The 22860-nt window shown below is 69.0% G+C and carries 19 protein-coding genes and 1 pseudogene; 8 read left to right on the top strand and 12 right to left on the bottom strand.

What is annotated here, in order from left to right:
• Positions 1-10: 10 nt before the first annotated feature.
• The 3 genes from AC1DMS_RS18625 to AC1DMS_RS18615 all read right to left on the bottom strand — a co-directional run bounded on the left by AC1DMS_RS18625 (position 11) and on the right by AC1DMS_RS18615 (position 3046).
• Positions 11-829 carry an ABC transporter ATP-binding protein gene (locus tag AC1DMS_RS18625; protein ID WP_012745461.1) on the bottom strand — a complete coding sequence of 273 codons (819 nt, stop codon included), beginning with the start codon at positions 827-829 and terminating at the stop codon, positions 11-13.
• On the bottom strand, positions 826-1992 hold the full coding sequence (locus AC1DMS_RS18620; protein ID WP_478181606.1) for an MlaE family ABC transporter permease: 1167 nt from the start codon (positions 1990-1992) through the stop codon (positions 826-828). The genes AC1DMS_RS18625 and AC1DMS_RS18620 overlap by 4 nt, the downstream gene beginning before the upstream one ends.
• A 148-nt stretch (positions 1993-2140) precedes the next feature.
• Entirely contained in the window at positions 2141-3046 is a 906-nt protein-coding gene (locus AC1DMS_RS18615) for a LysR family transcriptional regulator (protein ID WP_018903903.1), read from the bottom strand.
• A 137-nt stretch (positions 3047-3183) separates the two neighbouring features.
• Between AC1DMS_RS18615 and AC1DMS_RS18610 the strand changes: the two genes are divergently transcribed.
• A complete protein-coding gene (locus AC1DMS_RS18610) occupies positions 3184-4812 on the top strand; it encodes a GMC family oxidoreductase (protein ID WP_478181605.1) in 1629 nt (542 codons plus the stop codon).
• Between the two features lie 305 nt (positions 4813-5117).
• On the opposite strand, the pseudogene AC1DMS_RS18605 reads toward AC1DMS_RS18610, so the two are convergent.
• From AC1DMS_RS18605 to AC1DMS_RS18575, 7 genes and pseudogenes are all read right to left on the bottom strand, one after another.
• A pseudogene (locus tag AC1DMS_RS18605) lies at positions 5118-6194 on the bottom strand (ABC transporter substrate-binding protein).
• Between the two features lie 12 nt (positions 6195-6206).
• The gene (locus tag AC1DMS_RS18600) at positions 6207-7337 is read right to left on the bottom strand and encodes an NAD(P)/FAD-dependent oxidoreductase (protein WP_478181604.1); all 1131 of its coding nucleotides are present in this window, start codon (positions 7335-7337) and stop codon (positions 6207-6209) included.
• Positions 7334-8752, bottom strand: coding sequence for an FAD/NAD(P)-dependent oxidoreductase (locus tag AC1DMS_RS18595; RefSeq protein ID WP_478181603.1), 1419 nt, complete (start codon positions 8750-8752; stop codon positions 7334-7336). Before AC1DMS_RS18595 ends, AC1DMS_RS18600 begins: the two co-directional genes overlap by 4 nt.
• Entirely contained in the window at positions 8749-9054 is a 306-nt protein-coding gene (locus tag AC1DMS_RS18590) for a (2Fe-2S)-binding protein (RefSeq protein WP_012745468.1), read from the bottom strand. Before AC1DMS_RS18590 ends, AC1DMS_RS18595 begins: the two co-directional genes overlap by 4 nt.
• Positions 9055-9849: an ABC transporter permease gene (locus tag AC1DMS_RS18585; protein WP_027729783.1), complete on the bottom strand. Its 795-nt coding sequence runs from the start codon at positions 9847-9849 to the stop codon at positions 9055-9057. It abuts the gene before it with no gap.
• Between the two features lie 4 nt (positions 9850-9853).
• A complete protein-coding gene (locus AC1DMS_RS18580; RefSeq protein ID WP_018903904.1) occupies positions 9854-10705 on the bottom strand; it encodes an ABC transporter permease in 852 nt (283 codons plus the stop codon).
• Complete coding sequence (locus AC1DMS_RS18575) at positions 10702-11772, bottom strand: ABC transporter ATP-binding protein (protein ID WP_027729781.1); 1071 nt, start codon at positions 11770-11772, stop codon at positions 10702-10704. The genes AC1DMS_RS18580 and AC1DMS_RS18575 overlap by 4 nt, the downstream gene beginning before the upstream one ends.
• A 204-nt stretch (positions 11773-11976) precedes the next feature.
• On the opposite strand from AC1DMS_RS18575, the gene AC1DMS_RS18570 reads away from it, so the two are divergent.
• From AC1DMS_RS18570 to AC1DMS_RS18550, 5 genes are all read left to right on the top strand, one after another.
• A complete protein-coding gene (locus tag AC1DMS_RS18570) occupies positions 11977-12837 on the top strand; it encodes an IclR family transcriptional regulator (protein ID WP_018903905.1) in 861 nt (286 codons plus the stop codon).
• A 168-nt stretch (positions 12838-13005) separates the two neighbouring features.
• Positions 13006-14544 carry an L-piperidine-6-carboxylate dehydrogenase gene (gene amaB / locus AC1DMS_RS18565; RefSeq protein WP_027729780.1) on the top strand — a complete coding sequence of 513 codons (1539 nt, stop codon included), beginning with the start codon at positions 13006-13008 and terminating at the stop codon, positions 14542-14544.
• Between the two features lie 94 nt (positions 14545-14638).
• Entirely contained in the window at positions 14639-15544 is a 906-nt protein-coding gene (locus AC1DMS_RS18560; RefSeq protein WP_307593022.1) for an amino acid ABC transporter substrate-binding protein, read from the top strand.
• Positions 15541-16770, top strand: coding sequence for a pyridoxal phosphate-dependent aminotransferase (locus AC1DMS_RS18555; RefSeq protein WP_478181602.1), 1230 nt, complete (start codon positions 15541-15543; stop codon positions 16768-16770). The genes AC1DMS_RS18560 and AC1DMS_RS18555 overlap by 4 nt, the downstream gene beginning before the upstream one ends.
• A 156-nt stretch (positions 16771-16926) precedes the next feature.
• Positions 16927-18600 carry a thiamine pyrophosphate-binding protein gene (locus tag AC1DMS_RS18550; RefSeq protein WP_478181601.1) on the top strand — a complete coding sequence of 558 codons (1674 nt, stop codon included), beginning with the start codon at positions 16927-16929 and terminating at the stop codon, positions 18598-18600.
• Positions 18601-18606: 6 nt separating this feature from the next.
• On the opposite strand, the gene AC1DMS_RS18545 is transcribed toward AC1DMS_RS18550, so the two are convergent.
• Complete coding sequence (locus AC1DMS_RS18545) at positions 18607-18906, bottom strand: hypothetical protein (protein ID WP_012745477.1); 300 nt, start codon at positions 18904-18906, stop codon at positions 18607-18609.
• Positions 18907-19315: 409 nt separating this feature from the next.
• On the opposite strand from AC1DMS_RS18545, the gene AC1DMS_RS18540 reads away from it, so the two are divergent.
• Together AC1DMS_RS18540 and chrA are read left to right on the top strand one after the other, a co-directional pair.
• Positions 19316-20074, top strand: a complete 759-nt coding sequence (locus AC1DMS_RS18540; RefSeq protein WP_478181600.1) for a sulfite exporter TauE/SafE family protein — start codon at positions 19316-19318, stop codon at positions 20072-20074.
• 22 nt (positions 20075-20096) lie between these two features.
• Complete coding sequence (gene chrA / locus AC1DMS_RS18535) at positions 20097-21440, top strand: chromate efflux transporter (RefSeq protein WP_012745479.1); 1344 nt, start codon at positions 20097-20099, stop codon at positions 21438-21440.
• Positions 21441-21453: 13 nt separating this feature from the next.
• Here the strand turns inward: chrA and AC1DMS_RS18530 are convergent.
• On the bottom strand, positions 21454-22860 hold a 1407-nt coding region (locus AC1DMS_RS18530), incomplete at its 5' end, for a tripartite tricarboxylate transporter permease (RefSeq protein ID WP_478181599.1).

Raw genomic sequence — 22860 nt, 5'->3', positions numbered from 1 at the left:
TGGCTACCTTTCAGCGGGCCGCGCCGGCGGGGGCCGGCGCGGCGTTGGCGGGTTTGTCATGCAGGGCCTCCAGCGCGCGCTGGCCGCGCCCGCCCAGGAAATATTCGTGGATGAACGGATGCGGATAGGCGATCACCTCGCGCGCCGAGCCGCTGACGATGACCTTGTGGTCGGCCAGCACCGCGATGCGGGTGCTCAGGTCGAACAGGGTGTCCAGGTCGTGCGTGACCATCACCACCGTCAGGCCCAGCTCGCGGTGCAGGCCGCGCAGCAGGTCGCAGAAACTGTCGGAGGCCTCGGGGTCCAGGCCCGCGGTGGGTTCGTCCAGGAGCAGCAGCGGCGGGTCCATGATGAGCGCGCGCGCCAGCGCCACGCGCTTGATCATGCCGCCCGAGAGGTCGGCCGGGCTCATGTTGGCATGCCGCGGCTCCAGGCCCACCATCTGCAGCTTGACCAGCGCCGCGTTGCGGATCAGCTCGTCGGGCAGCAGCTTGAGTTCGCGCAGCGGAAAGGCGATGTTCTCGAGCACGCTGAAGGCCGAGAACAGCGCGCCGTGCTGGAACAGCATGCCCACGTTGGCCGCGCCCTTGGCGCTGAGTTCGCCCGGCGCCTGGCCCAGCACCTCGACCGTGCCCTTGGTCGGCTTCTCGAGCCCGAGGATCTGGCGCAGCAGCACCGTCTTGCCGGTGCCCGAGCCGCCCACCAGCGACAGCACCTCGCCGCGCTCGATGCGCAGCTCGAGGTCGCGGTGCACCACGACCTCGCCGTCGGCGCTCTTGAACACCGTCCAGAGCTTGCGGATATCGACGACGACCGAAGAGTCGTTCATGCCCGGAACCCCACGCCCTTGAACAGCACCGCGAACAGCGCGTCGACCAGGATCACCGCGGTGATCGAGGTCACCACCGACGAGGTGGTGCCGCGGCCCAGGCTCTCGGTGTTGGGCTTGACCTTCATGCCGAAGTAGCAGCCGATCAGCGCAATCAAGATGCCGAACACCGCCGACTTCGCGAGCGCGAGCCAGAGGTTCGAGATCGGCACCGCGCGCGGCAGTGCCGAGAGAAAGTAGGCCGGCGAAATATCGAGCGCGGCGTCGGCTGCGAGCATGCCGCCCAGGAGCGCCGCCATCGAGGTCCAGAGGCTGATCAGCGGCATCGCGATGGCCAGCGCCATCACGCGCGGCATCACCAGCCGGAAGCCGTGCGGAATGCCCATCACGCGCATGGCGTCGAGTTCCTCGGTCACGCGCATCACGCCGATCTGCGCCGTGATGGCCGAGCCCGAGCGGCCCGCGATCAGCACCGCCGCCAGCACCGGCCCGAGCTCGCGGATCAGCGACAGCCCGAGGATGTTGACCACGAAGGCCTCGGCGCCGTACTGGCGCAGCTGCTGCGAGATCAGGTAGGCCAGCACCACGCCGATCAACAGGCCCACCAGCGCCGTGATGTGCAGCGCGGTGGCGCCGAACTGGTAAAGATGCCCCGAGAAATCGCGCCACGGCCCGCGGTGCGGCGCCCGCAGCAGCGTGCAGGCGTCGAGCGCGAGCTGGCCGATCAGCCCCACGAAGTCGCGCACGACCTCCAGCCCGCGCGCGCCGGTGTGCGAGAAATGCCGCAGCCGCTCGGCCAGCGTGGGCGGCGGCTCCTCGGGCGTGCCCACGGTGAACTGCGCCACCTGGTCGAGCACCGCCTTGTGCTGCGGCGACAGCTCCAGCGTGGCCGGCCAGCGGTGGCGCCAGTGGTCCCACAGCAGCTGCGCGCCGATGTGGTCGAGCTGCTCGATCGGGCGCAGGTCCCAGGCGCGGCCGTCGGCGGGGGGCGCGCCGGCCAGGTCCTTGGCCAGCGCCTGCCATGCGCTGCGCGACGACATGGCCAGCGTGGTCCACCGGCCGCTGGCGACGGTCCAGCTGCGGCCGTCCTGCTCGCGCTCGTCGATGCGGGGCAACACGCTGTCGGCGGCGGGTGCGTCGGCAGGCGGGGTTGCTAGGGACATGATGCGGCGGTAGGGGGCGAAGTAAGAAGAAAGAGGCGGTGCGGAAGGGCGCATCGTAACCGGATGAGTCGACATTCCCGGTGCGCCGCGGCGCCGCTTCGCGTAGGGCGGAACGCCGTTTCGCCGGTCATTCGTAACCCTTTTCCGCTCAGTTCCAGGCCCGCGCGAGCGCGTTCCATGCGCTCGCGATCACCGGCTCGTTGCGCCGCGCCGCCAGCGAGACGAAGCGCAGCGCGCAGTCCAGCTGCACGCGGTCGGCCATCACGAGGCCGTGCGACTGGCTTTCTCGGATAGCGATCGAGTCGCGCAGCAGGCTCAGGCCCACGCCCGATTTCAGCAGGTCGAGCATCGAGGCCTCCTGGTCCACCAGCGCCACGCGGCGCGGCGACAGCCCGAGCGGGCCGAACACTTTTTCCAGCAGCCGGTGGTGCGCCGACTCGGGCGGCGTGGCCAGCCAGGGCAGCGCGGCCAGCGCCTTCCAGTCGCGGCCCAGCACCTGCGGGCCCCAGCCCGCGGGCGCGACCACGCGGTAGGTGAAGCGCGTGAGCGTGCGCGCCGCGAGCGGCGCCGGCGTGGCGGCATCGCCCCCGTCCGCATCGAGGTGGAAGCCCACGTCGAGCTCGCCGCGCAGCACCTGGGCCAGCACCGTGCCGCTCATGCCGTGGCGCAGCTCGGTCTCGATCTGCGGGGCCGATTCCACCAGCTCGCGCAGGAACACGCCGAGCCGGGTGAACTCCGGGTCGAGGATGGTGCCGATGCGCAGCGCCCCGCGCACCGTGCCCTGCAGGTTGCGCGCGGCCTGCTGCAGGTCGCCCACGGCCGCGAGCACGCGCTCGGCCTGCGGCAGCAGCGCGGCGCCGTCGGCCGTGAGCGCCAGCCCGTGCGGCGTGCGCGTGAAGAGCTGCAGCCCGGTTTCCTCCGCCAGGCGCTTGAGCTGCAGGCTCACCGCCGGCTGCGTCAGGTGCAGCCGCTCGGCCGCGCGCGACACATTGCCCTCGCGCGCCGCCAGCACGAAGGCACGCAGAATCTGGAGGTCCAAGGCGGCGGCAGTCATATAAGAACGATTTATATGCCAACCGCGCCGAAATCATTGGCTTTTTGCGCATGGCTTGGGAGAAACTGCGGCCGAAGCCCCTCACCGGGCCCATGAGCAAAAGAAATACCGTCGACCCCCGGAGACAAGCCAGCGCCATGAGCGACAACACATTCGACTACATCGTCATCGGCGGCGGCACGGCCGGCGCATTGATGTGCAACCGCCTCACCCGCAAATCGCAGCAGCGCACGCTGCTGATCGAGGCCGGCCGCAAGGACGACTACCACTGGATCCACATTCCGGTGGGCTACCTCTACTGCATCGGCAACCCGCGCACCGACTGGCTCTACAGCACCGAGCCCGACGCGGGGCTCAACGGCCGCGTGCTGCGTTATCCGCGCGGCAAGACGCTGGGCGGCTGCTCCAGCATCAACGGCATGATCTACATGCGCGGCCAGTCGCGCGACTACGACCAGTGGGCGCAGCTCACGGGCGACGACGCCTGGCGCTGGCAGAACGTGCTGCCCGATTTCAGGAAGCACGAGGACTACTACCTCGGCGCCGACGAGCTGCACGGCGCCGGCGGCGAATGGCGGGTGGAGAAGCAGCGCCTGCGCTGGGACATCCTCGACGCCTTTGCCGAGGCCGCGGTGCAGGCCGGCGTGCCGCACAGCACCGACTTCAACCGCGGCAGCAACGAAGGGGTCGGCTACTTCCAGGTCAACCAGAAGAACGGCTGGCGCTGGAACACCGCCAAGGCGTTCCTGCGGCCGGTCTGCTATGGCCGGCCCAACTTCGAGATGTGGGTCAACGCGCATGTGACCAAGCTGATCGTCGAGACCCAGCCCGACGGCAGCCGGCGCTGCACCGGCGTGCAGGTGTGGGACGGCCGCGAGATGGTCATCGCCCATGCCACGCGCGAGGTGGTGCTGTGCGCGGGCAGCATCGGCTCGCCGCAGATCCTGCAGCTCTCGGGCATCGGCCCGGCCGAGCTGCTGCGCCAGCACGGCATCGAGGTGGCGGTCGACGCGCCCGGCGTCGGGGCCAACCTGCAGGACCACCTGCAGATCCGCGCGGTCTACAAGATCAACGGCGCGCCCACGCTGAACGTGCTGGCCTCGTCGATGGTCGGCAAGGCGAAGATCGGCCTCGAATACCTGATGAAGCGCAGCGGGCCGATGAGCATGGCGCCGTCGCAGCTGGGCGCATTCACGCGCAGTTCGCCCGAGCATGAGTGGCCGAACCTTGAATACCACGTGCAGCCGCTGTCGCTCGATGCCTTCGGCGATCCGCTGCACAGCTTTCCGGCCTTTACCGCGAGCGTGTGCAATCTCAACCCCACGAGCCGCGGCAGCGTGCGCATCAAGAGCCCGCGCTTCCAGGATGCGCCCGCGATCGCGCCCAACTACCTGAGCACCGACGAGGACCGCAAGGTGGCGGCCGATTCGCTGCGCGTGACGCGCCGCATCGCCTCGCAGCCGGCGCTTGCCAAGTACAAGCCGGAGGAATGGAAGCCCGGCGTTCAATACCAGAGCGACGAAGACCTCGCGCGCCTGGCCGGCGACATCGCGACCACCATCTTCCATCCGGTCGGCACCACCAAGATGGGGGCCGATGGCGACCCGATGGCGGTGCTCGACTCGAAGCTGCGCGTGCGCGGCGTGCAGGGGCTGCGCGTGGTCGATGCGGGCGCGATGCCGACCATCACGAGCGGCAATACAAACAGTCCGACCTTGATGATGGCCGAGAAGGCCGCGGGGTGGATTCTGGAAGCGAACGGCTGAGGCGTTCTCTTGTTCTTGGCGCTGTTGTTCTTGTTCGGGGCGTGTGCACAGATCACCGGGTACTCCCCTCCGCGAATGTCCCCCGGCCTTCGGCCTCCTCCTTTATTTCGCTGCGGGGAGCACCCGATGCTCTGTGCACATGGACACGCTTTGGGTGCACAGCTGATCAACCAGTGCTCTGATCACGCTCCCGCTGATGGGGTGCCTTGCGCAGCGAAATAAAGGAGGAGCGCGAAGCGCGGGGGACATTCGCGGAGCAAGGTACCCCGTCGGCGGGAGCGCACCCCGAACAGCCCCCAGTCAAATCACTTTTCGATCGTCTTGTTCCAACGAGCATTCCAAGCAGGACGGTTCGCATTGATGCTGTCCCAGTCGATGGTGACCGCCGTCTTCATCCACTTGTTGATGTCGGCCACCTGCGCCACCCCGTCGCCCACGGCCGGGGCCTTGGGGTTGGTGGGGATCTGCGCGCCGTACTGAAGCACGTTGGCCTGGGCCAGCGGGCTCAGCAGGAACTCGGCGAGCTTCTGCGACAGTTCGGGTTCGCTGTTGTTCGCGATCACGCACTGGCCCACCATCAGCACCACCGCGCCTTCCTTCGGCGGCGCGTACTCCACCGGAATGCCCTTGGTCTTGAGCGCGGCCACCGCCGTGGGCGTGAGCGGGAAGATCGCGGCCTCGCCGGTCTGCACCATCTCCGACAGCTTGGCCGAACTCGGGATGTACTCCAGCACGTTCGGTCCGATGGTGGTGGGCCAGGCCTTGAAGCCGGGCTCCACGTTCTTGTCGTTGCCGCCCTGGATGCGGTTGAACATCAAAAAGCCGTGCAGCCCGAAGGACGATGACGACATCGACTGGAACACCACCTTGCCCTTGTACTTGGGATCGGCCAGGTCCATCCACGAGGTGGGCGGCGCCCAGCCCTTTTCCTTGAACATCTTCGCGTTGTAGGCCAGGCCCGTCATGCCCAGGCTCACGCCGCTGGCCATGTCGTCCTTGAAGCGCGCGGCCGGGTAGATCTCGGCCAGCGACGGATTGGGCCGCTGCTTCTGGCACAGGCCCATGCCGATGGCGCGCACCATGATGCCGTCGTCCAGGAACATCACGTGCATCTGCGGGCGGTCCTTGTTGGCCTGCGCCTTCGCGAGGATGTCGGACGAGGTGCCCGGCACCACCACCACCTTGGCGCCTTAGAGCTTCTCGAAGGCCGGGAACACGTACTGCGTGTACGCCTTCTCCATGGTGCCGCCGTTCATGCCGATGTAGAGCGTCTTGGTCTGCGCGCCGGCCGCGCCGCCGGCCGCGAGCGCGGCCACCGCCGCCGCACCGAGCATGGTCCGGCGAAGAGAGAAGATAGAAAAAATCTTCTGGAAACGGGACATGGTGTTTTCCTTTCAGGGTGGGGTGGGGGTGAAGCGTTCGATCGAGAAGCTCTCGAGGGGCGTGCTGCTGCGGCCGTCGCGCACGAGTTCGGCCAGCACTTCGCCGGCAGCGGGGCCGATCTGGAAGCCCGCGCCCGAAAAGCCGAAGCCATGGAACAGGCCGGGCGTGGTGCGGCTCGGGCCGAGCACCGGCTGGCGGTCGGGCAGGTAGCCTTCGGTGCCGCTCCAGGTGCGGATGAAATGCGCATGGCGCAGCGCGGGCAGCAGCTCGACGGCCTGTGCGGAGAGCGAGGCGATGGCGTCGCGGTCGGAGCGCGCGCGGTCGGCATCGAGCGCCACGCCCTTGCCGCCGCCGCCCAGCACGAGGTTGCCGCGCGCCACCTGGCGGCAGTAGATGCCGCCGCCCTCCACGCCAAGGCTCCAGTCCATGAAGAAGGGCAGCGGCTCCGTCACCGCCATGGCGGGATGGCCCGATTGCAGCGGCACCTCTTCGCCGAACTCGGTGGCGATCGATCCGGCCCAGGCGCCCGCGCAGTTGAGCAGCGCCGGCGCATGCACTTCGAGCGCATTGCCCGAGCGCAGCATGAAGGCCTGGCCGTCGTGCGCCACCTCGTCGACCTTGTGGCGCTCGAAGACCTTCGCGCCCGCACGCTGCGCCGCGAGCGCGAAGGCCGGCGACACCAGCCGCGGATTGGCCTGCCCGTCTTCCGCGCACAGCGAGCCGCCGACGGCGCGCGTGCCGAGCCAGGGGCAGCGCTCGCGCAGGCGGGCATCGGAGATCAGCTCGAGCCCCAGGTCGAAGTCGCTGCTTTGCGCACGGTAGCGTTCCAGCGATGCCATGTCGGCCTCGCTGCGCGCGATCTTGAAGTGGCCCGAGCGCAGGTACTCGCCGTCGGTGCCGATGGTTTCGCGCAGGCGGCCCCAGATGCGGTGCGCGCGCTGCGCGAGCGGCAGCTGGTCGATCGGACGGCCCTGGCGGCGCACGCCGCCGTAGTTCACGCCGCTCGAACGCGAGCCGCACAGGTCGCGCTCCAGCAGCACCACGTCGATGCCCATCTGCCGCAAGGCCAGCGCGGCCGACGCGCCGACGATGCCGCCGCCGACGATCGCGACGTCGGTGCGCAATGTCCTGCGGCCGCTCATTCGCCGGCTCCTACGGTGGATGGCGCGGCGGCCAGGTGGATCGGAATCGGCTTGATCGGCGCCTGCCCGCGCAGCCGGCCCACCTGCTGCAGCGGCAGCCCCGTGGCCTGCGCGAGGATCTCCGCCGCGGCCGCGCCGCACATGCGGCCCTGGCAGCGGCCCATGCCGACGCGCGACAGTGCCTTCAGGCGATTCATCTCGTCGGCGCCGGCGGCAGCGACGGTCTGGCGCAAGGTGCCGGCCGTGATGTTCTCGCAGCGGCAGACCACGAGCTCGTCGGGCGCATGCGCGGCCCAGTCCCGCGGCACGGGGAAGGCACGTTCGAGCCCCTCGCGGAATCCGGCGAGCTTGCCGAGCTTGCGTTCGAGCTCGGCGGCGCGCGCCGCATCGACTGCCACGCCGTTGTCGGCCAGCAGCGCGAGCGCCGCGCGTTCGCCGGTCCATTCGGCCGCATCGGCACCCATGATGCCGGCGCCGTCGCCCGCAAGGTACACGCCGCGCACGCTGGAGCGGCCGGCCGCATCGCGCACCGGCAGATGGGCGCGGTGCAGCGGCGCGTAGTCGAAGCGGCAGCCGAGCAAGTCGGCCAGCTGCGTTTCGGAGCGCAGCGCATAGCCGAAGCCGACGGCATCGCAGGCCAGCGTGCGTTCTTCGCGGCCGTCGTGCCACGCGACGCCGGCCACCCGGCTCTCCTGTGCATCGCCGAGCACGCGCAAAGGCCACACGCCGCTGTGCAGCGCCACGCCGTGCGCGCGCAGCCAGGCCACGTAGTACACGCCCTTGGCGAACACGGCGGGCTGCCGCAGCATCGCGGGCGTGGCGGCCAGCTGGTCGGCGAGCCGCGCCGTGTCGAGCACCGCCGCCACCTTTGCGCCGGCCTTCGCGTATTGATACGCGACCAGGTAGAGCAGCGGCCCGGTGCCCATGAACACCACGCGCTCGCCGATGGCGCAGCCCTGGAACTTGAGCGCCACCTGCGCGCCGCCCAGCGTGTAGACGCCGGGCAGCGTCCAGCCGGGCACGGGCAGCACGCGGTCGGTGGCGCCGGTGGCAACGATCAGCTGGCCGTACGAAAGGCTCGACGTGCTGCGCGTCGGGCCGTGCAGCACGTCGAGCCGGCCGCCTTGCGCATTCCACACCAGGCTGTCGGGGCGGTAGTCGATGCGCTCGCGCAATGAATCGAAGGCGGCATGCAGCGCATCGGCGCGGCCGGCCTCGAAGCCATAGAGCGCCTGCGCGCTGCGCTGGGCCAGGCTCGCGGGCGGCCGCCGGTAGATCTGGCCGCCGGCGCGCGAAGCCTCGTCGATCACCACGGGCCGCAGGCCATGCGCCACCAGCGCCTGTGCGGCGCGCACGCCGGCCGGCCCCGCGCCGACGATCACCGGCTGCAATGCGGCAGAAGAAGAAGCCGTCATGCGCCGCTCCTTCCCGTGACCAGCGCCATGCCCGGCGCAATGAAGGTGGAGCAGGCGCGCAGGCGCTCGCCCTGCTCGGTGGCGATCCAGCAGTCCTGGCAGGCGCCCATCATGCAGAAGCCCGCGCGCGGGGCGCCGCTGAATTCGTTGCGCCGCAGCTGGGCGGCCTGCGTGAGCACGGCCGTCAGCACCGTGTCGCCCACCAGGGCGGAGGCGGGCTGGCCGTCGAGCGTGAAGGGCACCGCGGCGCGGCCGGTCTCGGCCAGGCGATGCAGCAGCGGTTGAAGCTTTGGCAGGCTCATCTATCGGCGCCCCACCAGCACGCGGTCCAGTCCATAGACGCGGTCGAGCACCACCATCGCGATGGCCGTCACCGCCACCATCAGCGCCGACACGGCCGCCATCAGCGGATCGATCGACTCTGTGGCATACATGTACATGCGCACCGGCAGCGTCACCGTGCTGGGCGAGGTGACGAAGATCGACATCGTCACTTCGTCGAAGCTGTTGATGAAGGACAGCAGCCAGCCGCCCGTCACGCCCGGCAGGATCATCGGCAGCGTGATGCGCCGGAACACCGTGGCCTGGCTCGCGCCCAGCGAGAGCGCGGCCTGCTCGGCGCTGCGGTCGAAGCCCACCAGCGCGGCCACCACGAGCCGCAGCGTGTAGGGCGTGACGATCAGCGCATGCGCCATCACCAGCCAGCCGAAGCTGCCCGTGCCGCCCACCAGCGCAAAGAGGCGCAGCAGGGCCACGCCCAGCACCAGGTGCGGAATGATCAGCGGCGAGAGGAACAGGCCGTTGAGGAAGTCGCGCCCCGGAAAGGCGTAGCGCGTGATCGCCATGCCGGCCGGCACCGCGAGCAGCGTGGCGATGGTGGCCGAGGCCAGCGCGAGCCACAGGCTGTTCCAGAACGACTGCATGAAGTCGGGATGCGCGAACACCGCCTCGAACCAGCGCAGCGAGAAGTGCGTGGTCGGAATCGTCAGCGTGTTCTCGGGCGTGAACGCGACGATGCACACCACCACGAGCGGCGCCAGCATGAAGGTGATGACGAGCGCGTTGAACGCGAGGGCGAGGGGGCCGTTCTTGCTCATCCGATCACCCCAATGCCTTTTTGTAGCGGCCTTCGACGAGGCGGTTGTAGCTCAGCATCACGATGAGGTTGGCCACCAGCAAGGTGAGCGCCACCGCCGCACCGAGCGGCCAGTTGAGTTCGCTCAGGTACTCGTCGTAGACCACCGTCGCCACCATCTTCAATCGGCGCCCGCCCAGGAGCCCCGGAATCGCGAACGAACTCGCGGCCAGGCCGAACACGATCAGGCTGCCCGAGAGAATGCCCGGCATCACCTGCGGCAGCACGATGCGGCGCAGCGTGGTGAAGGGCGAGGCCCTGAGCGAGAGCGCCGCGTTCTCCACGCCCGCGTCGAGCTTCTGCAGCGAGGTCCAGACCGGAATCACCATGAAGGGCAGCATCACGTGGACCAGCGCGACGATCACCGCGGTCTCGGTGTAGAGCATCTTCACCGGCCCGATGCCCACCAGCCGCAGCAGCCCGTTCACCGCGCCTTCGGGCCCGAGCAGCATGCTCCAGCCGAAGGCGCGCACCACCACCGACACCAAAAGCGGCGCCAGCACCACCAGCAGCAGCACCGAGCGCCACGGGTTGCGCATGCGGCTCAGCACGTAGGCCTCGGGCGCGCCGACCAGCACGCAGATCAAGGTGACGAGGCCCGAGATCCAGAAGGTGCGCCAGAAGATGCCGTGGTAGTACGAGTCGGTGAACACCTGCGCGTAGTGCGCGAGCGTGAACTCGCCGGCCTTCGGGCCCGTGGCCGGGTCGTAGACGTTGAACGACAGCACCGCGGTGAGCGCGAGCGGCACCACCAGCAGGGCCGCGAACAGCAGCAGCGCGGGCCCCGACAGCCACCAGGGCGTGGCCTTGCCCTTCATGCGGCCACCGCCTCGCCGGCCGGCAGCAGGCGCGTGCAATGCGCGGGCCAATCGATGCCGGCGGCATGGCCTTCGTCGAGCGCGTCGCGGCCGTCGTTGGGGCTCAGCACCATCAGGTCGCCGGCGGGCGTGCCCAGGCGGTAGAGCCACTGGCTGCCAAGGAAGAAGCGCTCCAACACCTGGCCGTCGAGGCGGCCGCGGCCGGCCTCCACCAGCTGCAGCTTTTCGGGGCGCACGCTCATCAGCACCGCATCGCCCGGCTTGTAGCCGCTGTCGTCGACCTCGACCGCGAGCGCGCCCACCGCCACTTGGCAGCTGCGCGCGCCGCTGGCCGTGACGCGCCCGTCCAGCAGGTTGGCCTTGCCAACGAAGGTGGAGATGAAGCGCGTGCTCGGATGCTCGTAGACGCGGTGCGGATGGTCGATCTGCGTGGCGCAGCCGCCTTCCATCACCACCACGCGGTCGCTGATCGACATGGCTTCGCTCTGGTCGTGCGTGACCATCACCGTGGTGGTGCCGACCTTGCGCTGGATCTGGCGCAGCTCGAACTGCATTTCCTCGCGCAGCTTGGCGTCGAGGTTGGAAAGCGGCTCGTCCAGCAGCAGCACCGGCGGCTCGATCACGAGCGCGCGGGCCAGTGCCACCCGCTGGCGCTGGCCGCCCGAGAGCTCGCGCGGGTAGCGCGCGGCGTGTGCTTCCAGGTGCACCAGCGCCAGCGCCTGCTTCACCCGCTCCGCGCGCTCGGCCTTGGGCATCTTGCGCATCTCCAGGCCGAAGCTCACGTTGTCGGCCACCGTCATGTGCGGGAACAGCGCGTAGGTCTGGAACACGATGCCCAGGCCGCGCGTGTTGGCCTTGGCATGCGTGATGTCCTTGCCCGCGAGCTCGATGCGCCCGCTCGACACCGCCTCGAAGCCCGCAATCATCTGCAGCGTCGTGGTCTTGCCGCAGCCCGAGGGGCCGAGCAGCGAGACGAACTCGCCCTTCTCCACCGTGAGGTTCATGGCCGACACGGCGCGCGTGGCGCCGTAGAACTTGGTCAGGTCGGTGAGCCGTAGGAACGACATGAAGGGCCTTTCTGCGGAATCGAGAAATGGCGTGCAGCAGCTTGGTGCATGCCATGGCAAGGAGAGAACTTTCAATTCACTCTATTGCAACGATCGCGCCAGAATGCCTCGGGTATTCCATTAATCAGAATCTTTATTAAATTTATTCCATTCAATGGAATATCATGTGGTGAATCGATCCCAGGAATTCCACAGGAGCAAGGTATGGAAACCCCCTCGGCCGCCAGCGGCGGCGTGCCGCGCGTCTTTTCGGTGATCCGCGCACTCGGCGCGGTGCAGGCCGAGGGCGGGCGCGTGACCCAGATTGCACGGTCCGTGGGCCTCACGCAGGCCACCACGCACCGCCTTTTGCAGTCGCTCATGGCCGAAGGCATGGTCGAGCAGGACGAGCGCAGCAAGCTCTACCGGCTGAGCATCGACTTCTTCGCGCTCGCGGCCAGCGCCGGCAATCCCGGCGACCTGCGCTCGATCTGCCGCCCGGTGCTGCTGCGCCTGTGCGCGAGCCTGGGCGACAGCATCTTTTTGCTGGCGCGCAGCGGCTTCGACGCGATCTGCCTCGACCGCAGCGAAGGGCCGTTTCCCATCCGCTCGTTCACGGGCGACATCGGCGGGCGCATTGCGCTGGGCGTGGGGCAGGGCGCGCTCGCGATCCTCGCCTTTCTGCCCGAGGCGGAGCGCGAAGAGGTGATCCGCTTCAATCTCTCGCGTGTGCGCGAGTACGGCGTGTACGACGAGGTCTACCTGCGCACCGAGATCGAGCGCGTGCGCCAGGCCGGCTATGCGGGGCGCAACACCGGCCTGCTCGAAGGCATGGCCGGCGTGGCCGTGCCCATCCTCGACCGCGAGGGCCGCGCGGTGGCCGCGCTCAGTGTGGGCACCATCGCCGACCGCCTCAATGCCGACCGCATGCCCACGGTGGTCGAGCTGCTCAAGCGCGAGGCGGCGGCCATCGGGCCGAAGATCAATCCTTTCGACGCCACCTTGCGGCGGCCAGCGCAGAGCCTCGCGGGCTCGCCGGCCGGGCAGCGCATCAGCCTGCCCGAGCCGCCGGGGCCTGCGGCTTGAAGGCGTTGCTTGTGCGCCGAATGCACGAACGCTTCGGAAGTTCATTCCTGAAACGCACCAAGTCCTTCCGTTTTTTCGCTATGCAAGCAAGCCCTGTTCGCAGATATTGAGCTGTTGCCGCGTCGCCTTCCCTTCGTCTTGTCCTCTCTTCTCCACGCCGGAGCCTCCATGCCAGAAGCCCAAGCCCCTCTTTCCGTCGCCACCGAGATCGCGCAGCTGCTGCAGCGCCTCGGCGTTCCGGGTGCCGCCCATACCGGCGGCGAACTCACGGTGCGCTCGCCGGTCACCGGCGAGGTGGTCGCGCAGGTGCGGCAGACCACCGCCGCCGAAGCGGCCGCGGCCATCGGCCAGGCGCACGAGGCCTTCAAAGCCTGGCGCAGCGTGCCGGCGCCGCGCCGCGGCGAACTGGTGCGCCTGCTGGGCGAGGAGCTGCGCGCCGCCAAGGCCGACCTCGGCCGCCTCGTCACGCTCGAGGCCGGCAAGATCCCGTCCGAAGGCGCGGGCGAGGTGCAGGAAATGATCGACATCTGCGACTTCGCGGTCGGCCTCTCGCGCCAGCTCTACGGCCTCACGCTCGCCACCGAGCGCGCCGAGCACCGCATGATGGAAACCTGGCATCCGCTGGGCGTGTGCGGCGTGATCTCGGCCTTCAACTTTCCGGTGGCCGTGTGGTCGTGGAATGCGGCACTGGCGCTGGTGTGCGGCGATTCGGTGGTGTGGAAGCCGTCCGAAAAAACACCGCTCACGGCGCTGGCCGTGCATGCCATCGCGCAGCGCGCCCTTGCACGCTTCGGCGATGCGCCCGAAGGCCTGCTCGGCCTGCTGCTGGGCCAGCGCGACATCGGCGAAGTGCTGGTCGACGACCACCGCGTGCCGATCCTCTCGGCCACGGGCTCCACCGCGATGGGCCGGCAGGTGGGGCCGAAGCTGGCCGCACGCTTCGCGCGCGCCATCCTTGAACTCGGCGGCAACAACGCGGCCATCGTCACGCCCTCGGCCGACCTCGACCTCACGCTGCGCGCCATCGCGTTCTCGGCCATGGGCACGGCCGGCCAGCGTTGCACCACGCTGCGCCGCCTGTTCGTGCACGACAGCGTGTACGACGCACTGGTGCCCAAGCTCGCCAAGGTGTACGGCAACGTGCAGGTGGGCGATCCGCGCGAGGCCGGCACGCTGGTCGGCCCGCTGATCGACCGCGCGGCCTTCGACGGCATGCAGAAGGCGCTGGGCGAAAGTCGCGAGATCGGCGCCACGGTGCATGGCGGCCAGCGCGTGGAGGGCATTGGCACGATAGACGCCTTCTACGTGCGCCCGGCGCTGGTCGAGCTCAAGTCGCACGACGGCCCGGTGCTGCGCGAAACCTTCGCGCCCATTCTCTACGTGGTGCGCTACAGCGCGCTGGACGACGCCATCGAATGGCACAACGCGGTGGGCGCGGGCCTGTCGTCCTCGATCTTCACGCTCAACGTGCGCGAGGCCGAGCGCTTCCTCTCGAGCGCGGGCTCGGACTGCGGCATTGCCAACGTCAACATCGGCCCGAGCGGCGCCGAGATCGGCGGCGCCTTCGGCGGCGAGAAGGAAACCGGCGGCGGCCGCGAAGCCGGCTCCGACAGCTGGAAGGCGTACATGCGCCGCGCCACCAATACCATCAACTACTCGACCGCACTGCCGCTTGCCCAAGGCGTGACCTTCGAGATCAACGACTGACCGACCCCGGCCTTCCTGTCCTTGCCGCGCGGCGTTCCGCTGCAGCGGCCGGACGGAGGCCGTGCCCAAGAAAAACAACCAGGAGACAGAGACCATGAAGATGCAATTGAAGACCCTCGCCACCGCTGCCGCGCTGCTCGCGCTCGCCTTCGGCGCCGCCGCGCAGCAGGCCCCGGCCGGCGGCACGCTCGACAAGATCAGGAGCAGCGGAAAGGCGGTGCTCGGCGTGCGCGAAGCCTCGCCGCCCATGGCCTACATGCTGGGCGCGAACGAGAAATACGTGGGCTACCACGTCGAGCTGTGCGAGCGCGTGCTGAAGGACATCGCGCCGCAGGCCAAGCTCGAATACATGGCCGTCACCGCGCAGAACACCATCCCGCTGGTGCAGAACGGCACGCTCGACATCGGCTGCGGCCCGACCACCAACAACACCGCGCGCCAGCAGCAGGTGGCGTTCGCGCTCACCACCTACGTGAGCGAGGTGCGCATGGCCACGCGCGTCGATTCGGGCATCAGCTCGCTCGACCAGTTGGCCGGCCGCACCGTGTCGGCCTCCACCGGCACCACCGCCGTGCAGCTGCTGCGCAAGCGCGAGCGCGCGCAGAACACCACCATCACCACCATGCTCGGCAAGGACCACCTCGAAAGCTTTTTGCTGATGGAGTCGGGCCGCGCCGATGCCTTCGTGCTCGACGACAACCTGCTCGCCGGCATCATCGCGAACGCGAAGAATCCGTCGGCCTACCGCATCGTCGGCGATGCGCTGGGCTCCGAGCCCATCGCGCTGCTGTTCCGCAAGGACGATGCCACCTTCAAGGCCGCGGTGGACGACGCGCTGCGCCGCCTCATGAAGAGCGGCGAGCTCGAGAAGATCTACACCAAGTGGTTCGTCGCGCCGATTCCGCCGAAGAACACCAGCCTGAACCTGCCGATGAGCGCGGCGCTGAAACAGCTCATTGCCGAGCCCAACGACAAGCCGCTGGAGGCCTACGCGAAGTGACATCCACCGATTCGGCGCCTTGCGCATTCGAGCCCGCGCAGCGCGTGCGGGCCATCGGCGTGTCGGAGATCCTGCGCATCACCGACCATGCCAATGCGCTCAAGCGTGCCGGCCGGCCGGTGATCGTGCTGGGCGCGGGCGAGCCGGACTTCGACACGCCCGAGCCGATCCGCGCCGCCGCGGCCCGCGCGATGGAGCGCGGCGACACGCGCTACACCGTGCTCGACGGCAGCCCGGCCATGAAGGCCGCGGTGCAGCTCAAGTTCAGGCGCGACAACGCGCTGGACTTCGCGCTCGATGAAATCAGCGTCGGCGCGGGCGCCAAGCAGGTGATCTTCAATGCGCTGATGGCGAGCCTGAACCCGGGCGACGAGGTGATCCTGCCCGCGCCGTACTGGACCTCCTACGCCGACATCGTGCAGATCTGCGGCGGCGTGCCGGTGAGCGTGCCCTGCGGCGAGGCCAATGGCTTCAGGCTGGATGCCGCGCAGCTCGAGGCGGCCATCACGCCGCGCACGCGCTGGCTCTTCCTGAACTCGCCGTCCAACCCCTGTGGCGCGGCTTACAGCGCGGCGCAGCTCGCGCCGCTGTGCGAGGTGCTGCTGCGGCATCCCAAGGTGTGGGTGCTGGCCGACGACATCTACGAGCACATCCTCTACGACGGCCACGCGTTCGCCACGCCCACGGCCGTGGAGCCGCGGCTGCGCGACCGCACGCTCACCGTGAACGGCGTGTCCAAGGCCTATGCAATGACCGGCTGGCGCGTGGGCTACGGCGCCGGGCCGCGCGCGCTGATCGCGGCCATGGCGGTGGTGCAGAGCCAGTCGACCTCGTGTCCGTCGTCGGTGAGCCAGGCCGCCGCGATCGAGGCGCTCACGGGGCCGCAGCAGGTGGTGGCCGAGCGGCGCAACGACTTCCAGGCGCGGCGCGACTTCGTCGTGGCCGCCTTGAACCGTGCGCCGGGCCTGCATTGCCGCGTGCCCGAAGGCGCCTTCTATACCTTTGCCAGCTGCGCGGGCCTGCTCGGCCGGCGCACCCGCAGCGGCGCGCTGCTGCAGACCGACAGCGACTTCTGCAACTACCTGCTGCAGGATTTCGAAGTGGCGGTGGTGCCGGGCAGCGTGTTCGGGCTCGCGCCGTACTTCCGCATTTCGTACGCCACGTCGATGGCGCAGCTCGAGGAGGCGTGTGCACGCATTGCCGCGGCATGCGAGGCTCTCGAATGACCTCGCGTTTCTCCCTCCCCTTCCGGGGGAGGGCAGGGGTGGGGGCAGGCGGCGTATCGATCGCGGCGGCCCGGCCAGCGCCGCTTGCCCCCATCCCAACCTTCCCCCGGGAGGGGAAGGAGTAGATACCAAGACCTTCATTGCATTGGAAACAGCATGACTTCTCCCCGCACCGGCGGCCAGATCCTGGTCGACCAGCTCATCACCCACGGCGTCAAACAGCTCTTCTGCGTGCCCGGCGAAAGCTTTCTGGCGGTGCTCGATGCGCTGCACGATGCCGCCATCGACGTGACCGTGTGCCGCCAGGAAGGCGGCGCCACGATGATGGCCGAGGCGCAGGGCAAGCTCACGGGCCGGCCCGGCGTCTGCTTTGTCACGCGCGGTCCGGGCGCCACCAACGCGGCGGCCGGCGTGCACATCGCGCACCAGGATTCGACGCCGCTCCTGCTGTTCGTCGGCCAGGTCGCGCGCGAGGCGCTGGGCCGCGAAGCCTTCCAGGAGCTGGACTACGGCGCGGTGTTCGGCACCATGGCCAAGTGGGTGGTGCAGATCGACGACCCCGCCCGCGTGCCCGAGCTGGTCTCGCGCGCCTTCCACGTCGCCACCTCGGGCCGGCCCGGTCCGGTGGTGATCGCGCTGCCCGAGGACATGCTGACCGAAGCCGCCACCATGGCCGATGCGCAGCCCTATGCGGTGGTCGAAACGCATCCGGGCGCGGCGCAGATCGCCGAGCTGCAGCAGCGCCTGTCGCAGGCCGAGCGGCCGGTCGTCATCCTGGGCGGCAGCCGCTGGTCCGAGGCCGCCACGCAGCAGTTCGCGGCTTTTGCCGAGGCGTTCTCGCTGCCGGTGTACTGCTCATTCCGCCGCCAGATGCTGCTGTCGGCCGAGCACCCCTGCTACGCGGGCGACCTGGGCCTGGGCGCGAATCCGCGCATGCTCGAGCGCATCCGCAACGCCGATCTCGTGCTGCTGGTGGGCGGGCGTTTGTCGGAAGTGCCATCGCAGGGCTACGAGCTGCTCGCCATTCCGCAGCCGAAGCAGGCGCTGGTGCACGTGCATGCCGATGCCGACGAGCTCGGCAAGCTCTATCGTCCCGCGCAAGGTATCCACGCCACGCCGCAGGCTTTTGCCGAGGCGGTGTCCGCGCTGCGCCCGGCCGCGCCGCCCGCCTGGCAGGCCGGGACGAAGGCCGCGCGCGAGGACTTCCTGCGCTGGAGCGATCCGGCGCCCATCCGCATTCCGGGCCCGCTGCAGATGGGCGAGGTCATGCAGCACCTGCGCGAGGTGCTGCCTGCCGACACCATCTTCTGCAATGGCGCGGGCAATTTCGCGACCTGGGTGCACCGCTTCTGGCCGTTCCGCGCATTCGCGAGCCAGCTGGCACCCACCAGCGGATCGATGGGCTACGGCCTGCCGGCCGGCGTGGGTGCCAAGCGCCTCTGGCCGCAGCGCGAGGTGGTGGTGTTCGCGGGCGACGGCGATTTCATGATGCACGGACAGGAGTTCGCCACCGCGGTGCAGTACGGGCTGCCGATCATCGTGGTGCTGCTCGACAACGCCATGTACGGCACCATCCGCATGCACCAGGAAAAGCACTACCCGGGCCGCGTGAGCGCCACGCAGCTGAAGAACCCCGACTTCCGCGGCTATGCCGAGGTGTTCGGCGGCCACGGCGAGCGCGTGGCCAGCACTGGGGAGTTCGGCCCCGCGCTGGCGCGGGCGCGGGCCAGCGGCAAGCCCGCGATCCTGCATTGCCTGCTCGATCCCGAAGCCATCACGCCGGCCAGCACGCTGCAGTCGATCCGCAAGGCCGCGCTCGCGGCGGGCTGAAGGATCTCAGCCCAGCCCGTCCGCATAGCGCGGCAGCGGGTTGGGCAGATGGCCGTCGGGCGCACGCGCCGCCAGCCGCGCGGCGCGCGCCAGCGGCTCCATCGCCTGCTCCAGCCGGGTGGCGAGCAGGTACAGGTCTTCGTCCTTGGTCTCGACCGCATGCGCGCGCGTCATGCGCACGATCTCCGTGGCGTACTCGGCATTGGTGGCCATCCATTCGGTGTCGGTCACGCGCCCGTGCTTTCGCCTGAGCGCCACGTGCAGGCGCGCGGCCAGCGCAATGCGTTCGCTTTCGGACATGGACATGACGGCCTCCATGAATGGATCAAGCGCTTGCGTGCACAAGTCATGCCATGCCGTTAACGGTCCGAAACACTTTGGTTTGCGAACCGGCCCCCGGAGGTAAGGCAAAGCGGGTAATTCCCAATGCACTGGGGCGGTGCACCGCCTAAAGTCTGCCCACTCGCGAACGGGCCCAGCTCGTACTGCCGAGGGTCCGAGGAGACAAATTCGGTCTACAACAAAAATTCTTCAAGGCTTCCGATCGAGAAGCCGTGCTGAACTTCAAAAGGCGCCGCTGGTCGGCGTCTTTTTTTTGCCTGCCGCAGCCCTCCCGCCGGGGCATTTTCTGCCGGCCGAAGAGCGCTCTTGCGCCCGTCCTGCTTCTGGTTGAAGCTCCCTTTTTGATAGCGATCCGGGTGCGACAATCGCCGCCATGGAAATGCTGGTGGTCACGGGCGCCTCGCTGCTCGCGGGTTTTGTCGATTCGATCGTGGGCGGCGGGGGACTGATCCTCGTGCCGGCGCTCTTTGCCGTCTTTCCGGGCGCGCCGCCGGCCACCTTGCTGGGCACCAACAAGAGCGCGTCCATTTGGGGCACGGCGGCCGCGGCCGCCCAGTTCAGCCAGCGCGTGCAGATGCGCTGGGGCGCCCTGTGGCCGGCCGCGCTGCTCGGTTTCATGGGTTCGATGCTGGGCGCCTGGGGCGTCACGGTGTTCCCGGGTGACTTCCTGCGCCGCGCGCTGCCCGTCGTGCTGCTGGGCGTGCTGCTCTACACGCTCGCGCGCAAGGACCTGGGCCGCAACCATGTGCCGCGCTTCAGCGGCCGGGCCGAAACGCTGGCGGCCTGCGCCATCGGGCTGTCGATCGGGTTCTACGACGGCTTCTTCGGCCCCGGCGCGGGCAGCTTCCTGGTCTTTTTGTTCGTGCGCTGGATGGGCTACGACTTCCTGAACGCCTCGGCCTCGGCCAAGATCATCAACACGCTCACCAATGCCGCGGCCCTGCTGCTGCTCGCGCTCAAGGGGCATGTCTGGTGGCACTATGGGCTGGTGATGGCGGTGGCCAACGTGGCCGGCAGCCTGCTGGGCACGCGTGTTGCGCTGAAGCACGGGGCCGGTTTCGTGCGGGGGGTGTTCATCGTCGTGGTGAGCGCGCTGATCCTGAAGACCGCCTATGACGCATTCCTGAAATAGCCCAACCCGAAAGTCCTCCTGCATGCCGCCGCCAGAGCCTGTCGAACCTCCCGCACCCATCGGCTTCTGGCAGGCCTTCGCCTACTGGCTCAAGCTCGGCTTCATCAGCTTCGGCGGGCCGGCCGGGCAGATCGCGCTGATGCACCAGGAACTGGTCGAGCGCCGGCGCTGGATCTCGGAGAAGCGCTTCCTGCATGCGCTGAACTACTGCATGCTGCTGCCCGGCCCCGAGGCCCAGCAGCTGGCCACCTACATCGGCTGGCTCATGCACCGCACCTGGGGCGGCATTGCGGCGGGCGTGCTCTTCGTGCTGCCCTCGCTCTTCATCCTGGTTGGCCTGTCGTGGGCCTACATGGCCTACGGCCAGGTGCCGGCCGTGGCGGGCCTGCTCTACGGCGTGAAGCCCGCGGTGACGGCGATCGTGCTGTTCGCCGCCTGGCGCATCGGCTCGCGGGTGCTCAAGAACGCATGGCTCTGGGCGATTGCCGTGGCGGCCTTCGTGGCGATTTTCGCGCTGCGCCTGCCGTTCCCGCTGATCGTGCTGGCCGCCGGGGCCATCGGCTACTTCGGCAGCCGGTTTGCGCCGGCGTACTTTGCGGCGGGCGGCGGCCACGGCAGCGCCGCGTCATCGGCCGGGCCGGCGCTGATCGACGACCACACGCCGACGCCGCAGCACGCGCTTTTCGGCTGGGGCCGTTTCGCGCGCGTGCTGGCGGTGTTCTTCCTGCTGTGGCTCGGCGCCCTTGGTGCACTCACGGCGCTGTACGGCTGGCACGGCGCGCTCACGCAGATGGCCTGGTTCTTCACCAAGGCGGCGCTTCTGACCTTCGGCGGCGCCTACGCGGTGCTGCCCTATGTGTTCCAGGGCGCGGTCGACCATTACCAATGGCTCAGCGCCACGCAGATGATCGACGGACTGGCGCTCGGCGAAACCACGCCGGGTCCGCTGATCATGGTGGTGTCGTTCGTGGGCTTCGTGGGCGGCTGGGGGCAGGCCCTGTTCGGTCCAGAGGCGCCGTTCGCGGCGGGCGCTGCGGCGGCGGCGGTGGTGACCTTCTTCACCTTCCTGCCGTCGTTCCTGTTCATCCTGCTGGGCGGCCCGTTCATCGAATCGACCCACGGCAACCTGAAGTTCACCGCGCCGCTGACCGCCATCACCGCGGCCGTGGTCGGCGTGATCGTCAACCTGGCGGTCTTCTTCGCCTACCACGTGCTCTGGCCCGCAGGCCTGTCCGGACCCTTCGAGATCGCTTCCGCCGTGATCGGCGTCCTCGCGGCCCTCGCGCTCTTCCGCTTCAAGGCCGGTGTGATCCCGGTGGTGCTTGCTTCCGCACTGACCGGGATGGCCTGGCAACTACTGCACTAGGCTCGCCCCGGGGTCATTCCTCGACGAAGGCTTCTTCGCGCTTGGCCTTGATCGACGGCAGCAGCACGATGCCCAGCAGCAGCGCCGCGGCCACCAGCAGGCCGGCCGACAGCGGCCGCGTGACGAACACGCTCCAGGCACCGCGCGACAGCAGCAGCGCGCGCCGCAGGTTCTCTTCCATCATCGGCCCGAGGATGAAGCCCAGCAACAGCGGGGCCGGCTCGGTGCGCAGCTTCAGGAACAGGTAGCCGATGAAGCCGAAGATCGCGACCATCCACACGTCGAAGGTGTTGTTGTTGGTCGAGTACACGCCAATCGCGCAGAACAGCACGATCGCCGGGAACAGGAACTTGTAGGGCACCGTCAGCAGCTTGATCCACATGCCGATCAGCGGCAGGTTCAGCACGATCAGCATCGCGTTGCCGATCCACATCGAGGCGATCAGGCCCCAGAACAGCTCGGGGTTGCTGGTCATCACCTGCGGGCCGGGCTGGATGTTGTGGATGGTCATCGCGCCCACCATCAGCGCCATCACCGCGTTGGGCGGAATGCCCAGCGTGAGCAGCGGAATGAAGGAGGTCTGCGCGCCGGCGTTGTTGGCCGACTCGGGCGAGGCCACGCCGCGGATGTTGCCCTTGCCGAAGGCGATCTCGCCGGGTCGCATCTTGATCTTCTTCTCGAGCGCATAGGCCGCAAAGGCCGCCAGCAGCGCGCCGCCGCCCGGCAGGATGCCGAGCGCCGAACCCAGTGCCGTGCCGCGCAGCACCGCGGGCGTCATGCGCTTGAAGTCTTCCTTGGTGGGCCACAGGCCCTTGACCTTGTGCGTGAACACCTCGCGCTCGTCGTCGGGCTGCGAGAGGTTGCCGATGATTTCGCCGTAACCGAACACGCCCATGGCAATCACCACGAAGCCGATGCCGTCGGTGAGCTCAGGAATGTCGAAGCTGAAGCGCGCCACGCCCGAATTCACGTCGGTGCCCACGATGCCGAGCAAGAGGCCCAGCACGATCATCGCCACCGCCTTGAGCAGCGAGCCCGAGGCCAGAACCACCGCGCCGATCAAGCCCAGCGTCATCAGCGAGAAGTACTCGGCCGGGCCGAACTTGAAGGCCAGCTCGGTCAGCGGCGGCGCGAAGGCCGCGAGGATCAGCGTGCCGACGCAGCCCGCGAAGAACGAGCCCAGGCCCGCCGCGGCCAGCGCGGGGCCTGCGCGGCCCTGCCTTGCCATCTGGTAGCCGTCGATGCAGGTGACCACCGAGGACGACTCCCCGGGCAGGTTCACCAGGATGGCGGTGGTCGAGCCGCCGTACTGCGCGCCGTAGTAGATGCCGGCCAGCATGATCAGCGCCGACACGGGCGGCAGCGCGTAGGTGGCGGGCAGCAGCATCGCGATGGTCGCGACCGGGCCGATGCCCGGCAG

This window comes from Variovorax sp. 05T418 (assembly GCF_056396385.1).
This window is presented reverse-complemented; position numbering and strand designations above follow the sequence as displayed.

Excerpts from the sequence above, each read along its gene's own strand:
- AC1DMS_RS18570 (WP_018903905.1), top strand. The coding sequence starts at position 11,977 with ATGGAAACCCCCTCGGCCGCCAGCGGCGGCGTGCCGCGCGTCTTTTCG.
- AC1DMS_RS18615 (WP_018903903.1), bottom strand. The coding sequence starts at position 3,046 with ATGACTGCCGCCGCCTTGGACCTCCAGATTCTGCGTGCCTTCGTGCTG.
- AC1DMS_RS18550 (WP_478181601.1), top strand. The coding sequence starts at position 16,927 with ATGACTTCTCCCCGCACCGGCGGCCAGATCCTGGTCGACCAGCTCATC.
- AC1DMS_RS18610 (WP_478181605.1), top strand. The coding sequence starts at position 3,184 with ATGAGCGACAACACATTCGACTACATCGTCATCGGCGGCGGCACGGCC.
- AC1DMS_RS18575 (WP_027729781.1), bottom strand. The coding sequence starts at position 11,772 with ATGTCGTTCCTACGGCTCACCGACCTGACCAAGTTCTACGGCGCCACG.
- AC1DMS_RS18595 (WP_478181603.1), bottom strand. The coding sequence starts at position 8,752 with ATGACGGCTTCTTCTTCTGCCGCATTGCAGCCGGTGATCGTCGGCGCG.
- AC1DMS_RS18620 (WP_478181606.1), bottom strand. The coding sequence starts at position 1,992 with ATGTCCCTAGCAACCCCGCCTGCCGACGCACCCGCCGCCGACAGCGTG.
- AC1DMS_RS18600 (WP_478181604.1), bottom strand. The coding sequence starts at position 7,337 with ATGAGCGGCCGCAGGACATTGCGCACCGACGTCGCGATCGTCGGCGGC.
- AC1DMS_RS18540 (WP_478181600.1), top strand. The coding sequence starts at position 19,316 with ATGGAAATGCTGGTGGTCACGGGCGCCTCGCTGCTCGCGGGTTTTGTC.
- AC1DMS_RS18545 (WP_012745477.1), bottom strand. The coding sequence starts at position 18,906 with ATGTCCATGTCCGAAAGCGAACGCATTGCGCTGGCCGCGCGCCTGCAC.
- AC1DMS_RS18590 (WP_012745468.1), bottom strand. The coding sequence starts at position 9,054 with ATGAGCCTGCCAAAGCTTCAACCGCTGCTGCATCGCCTGGCCGAGACC.
- AC1DMS_RS18625 (WP_012745461.1), bottom strand. The coding sequence starts at position 829 with ATGAACGACTCTTCGGTCGTCGTCGATATCCGCAAGCTCTGGACGGTG.
- chrA (WP_012745479.1), top strand. The coding sequence starts at position 20,097 with ATGCCGCCGCCAGAGCCTGTCGAACCTCCCGCACCCATCGGCTTCTGG.
- amaB (WP_027729780.1), top strand. The coding sequence starts at position 13,006 with ATGCCAGAAGCCCAAGCCCCTCTTTCCGTCGCCACCGAGATCGCGCAG.
- AC1DMS_RS18580 (WP_018903904.1), bottom strand. The coding sequence starts at position 10,705 with ATGAAGGGCAAGGCCACGCCCTGGTGGCTGTCGGGGCCCGCGCTGCTG.
- AC1DMS_RS18585 (WP_027729783.1), bottom strand. The coding sequence starts at position 9,849 with ATGAGCAAGAACGGCCCCCTCGCCCTCGCGTTCAACGCGCTCGTCATC.
- AC1DMS_RS18560 (WP_307593022.1), top strand. The coding sequence starts at position 14,639 with ATGAAGATGCAATTGAAGACCCTCGCCACCGCTGCCGCGCTGCTCGCG.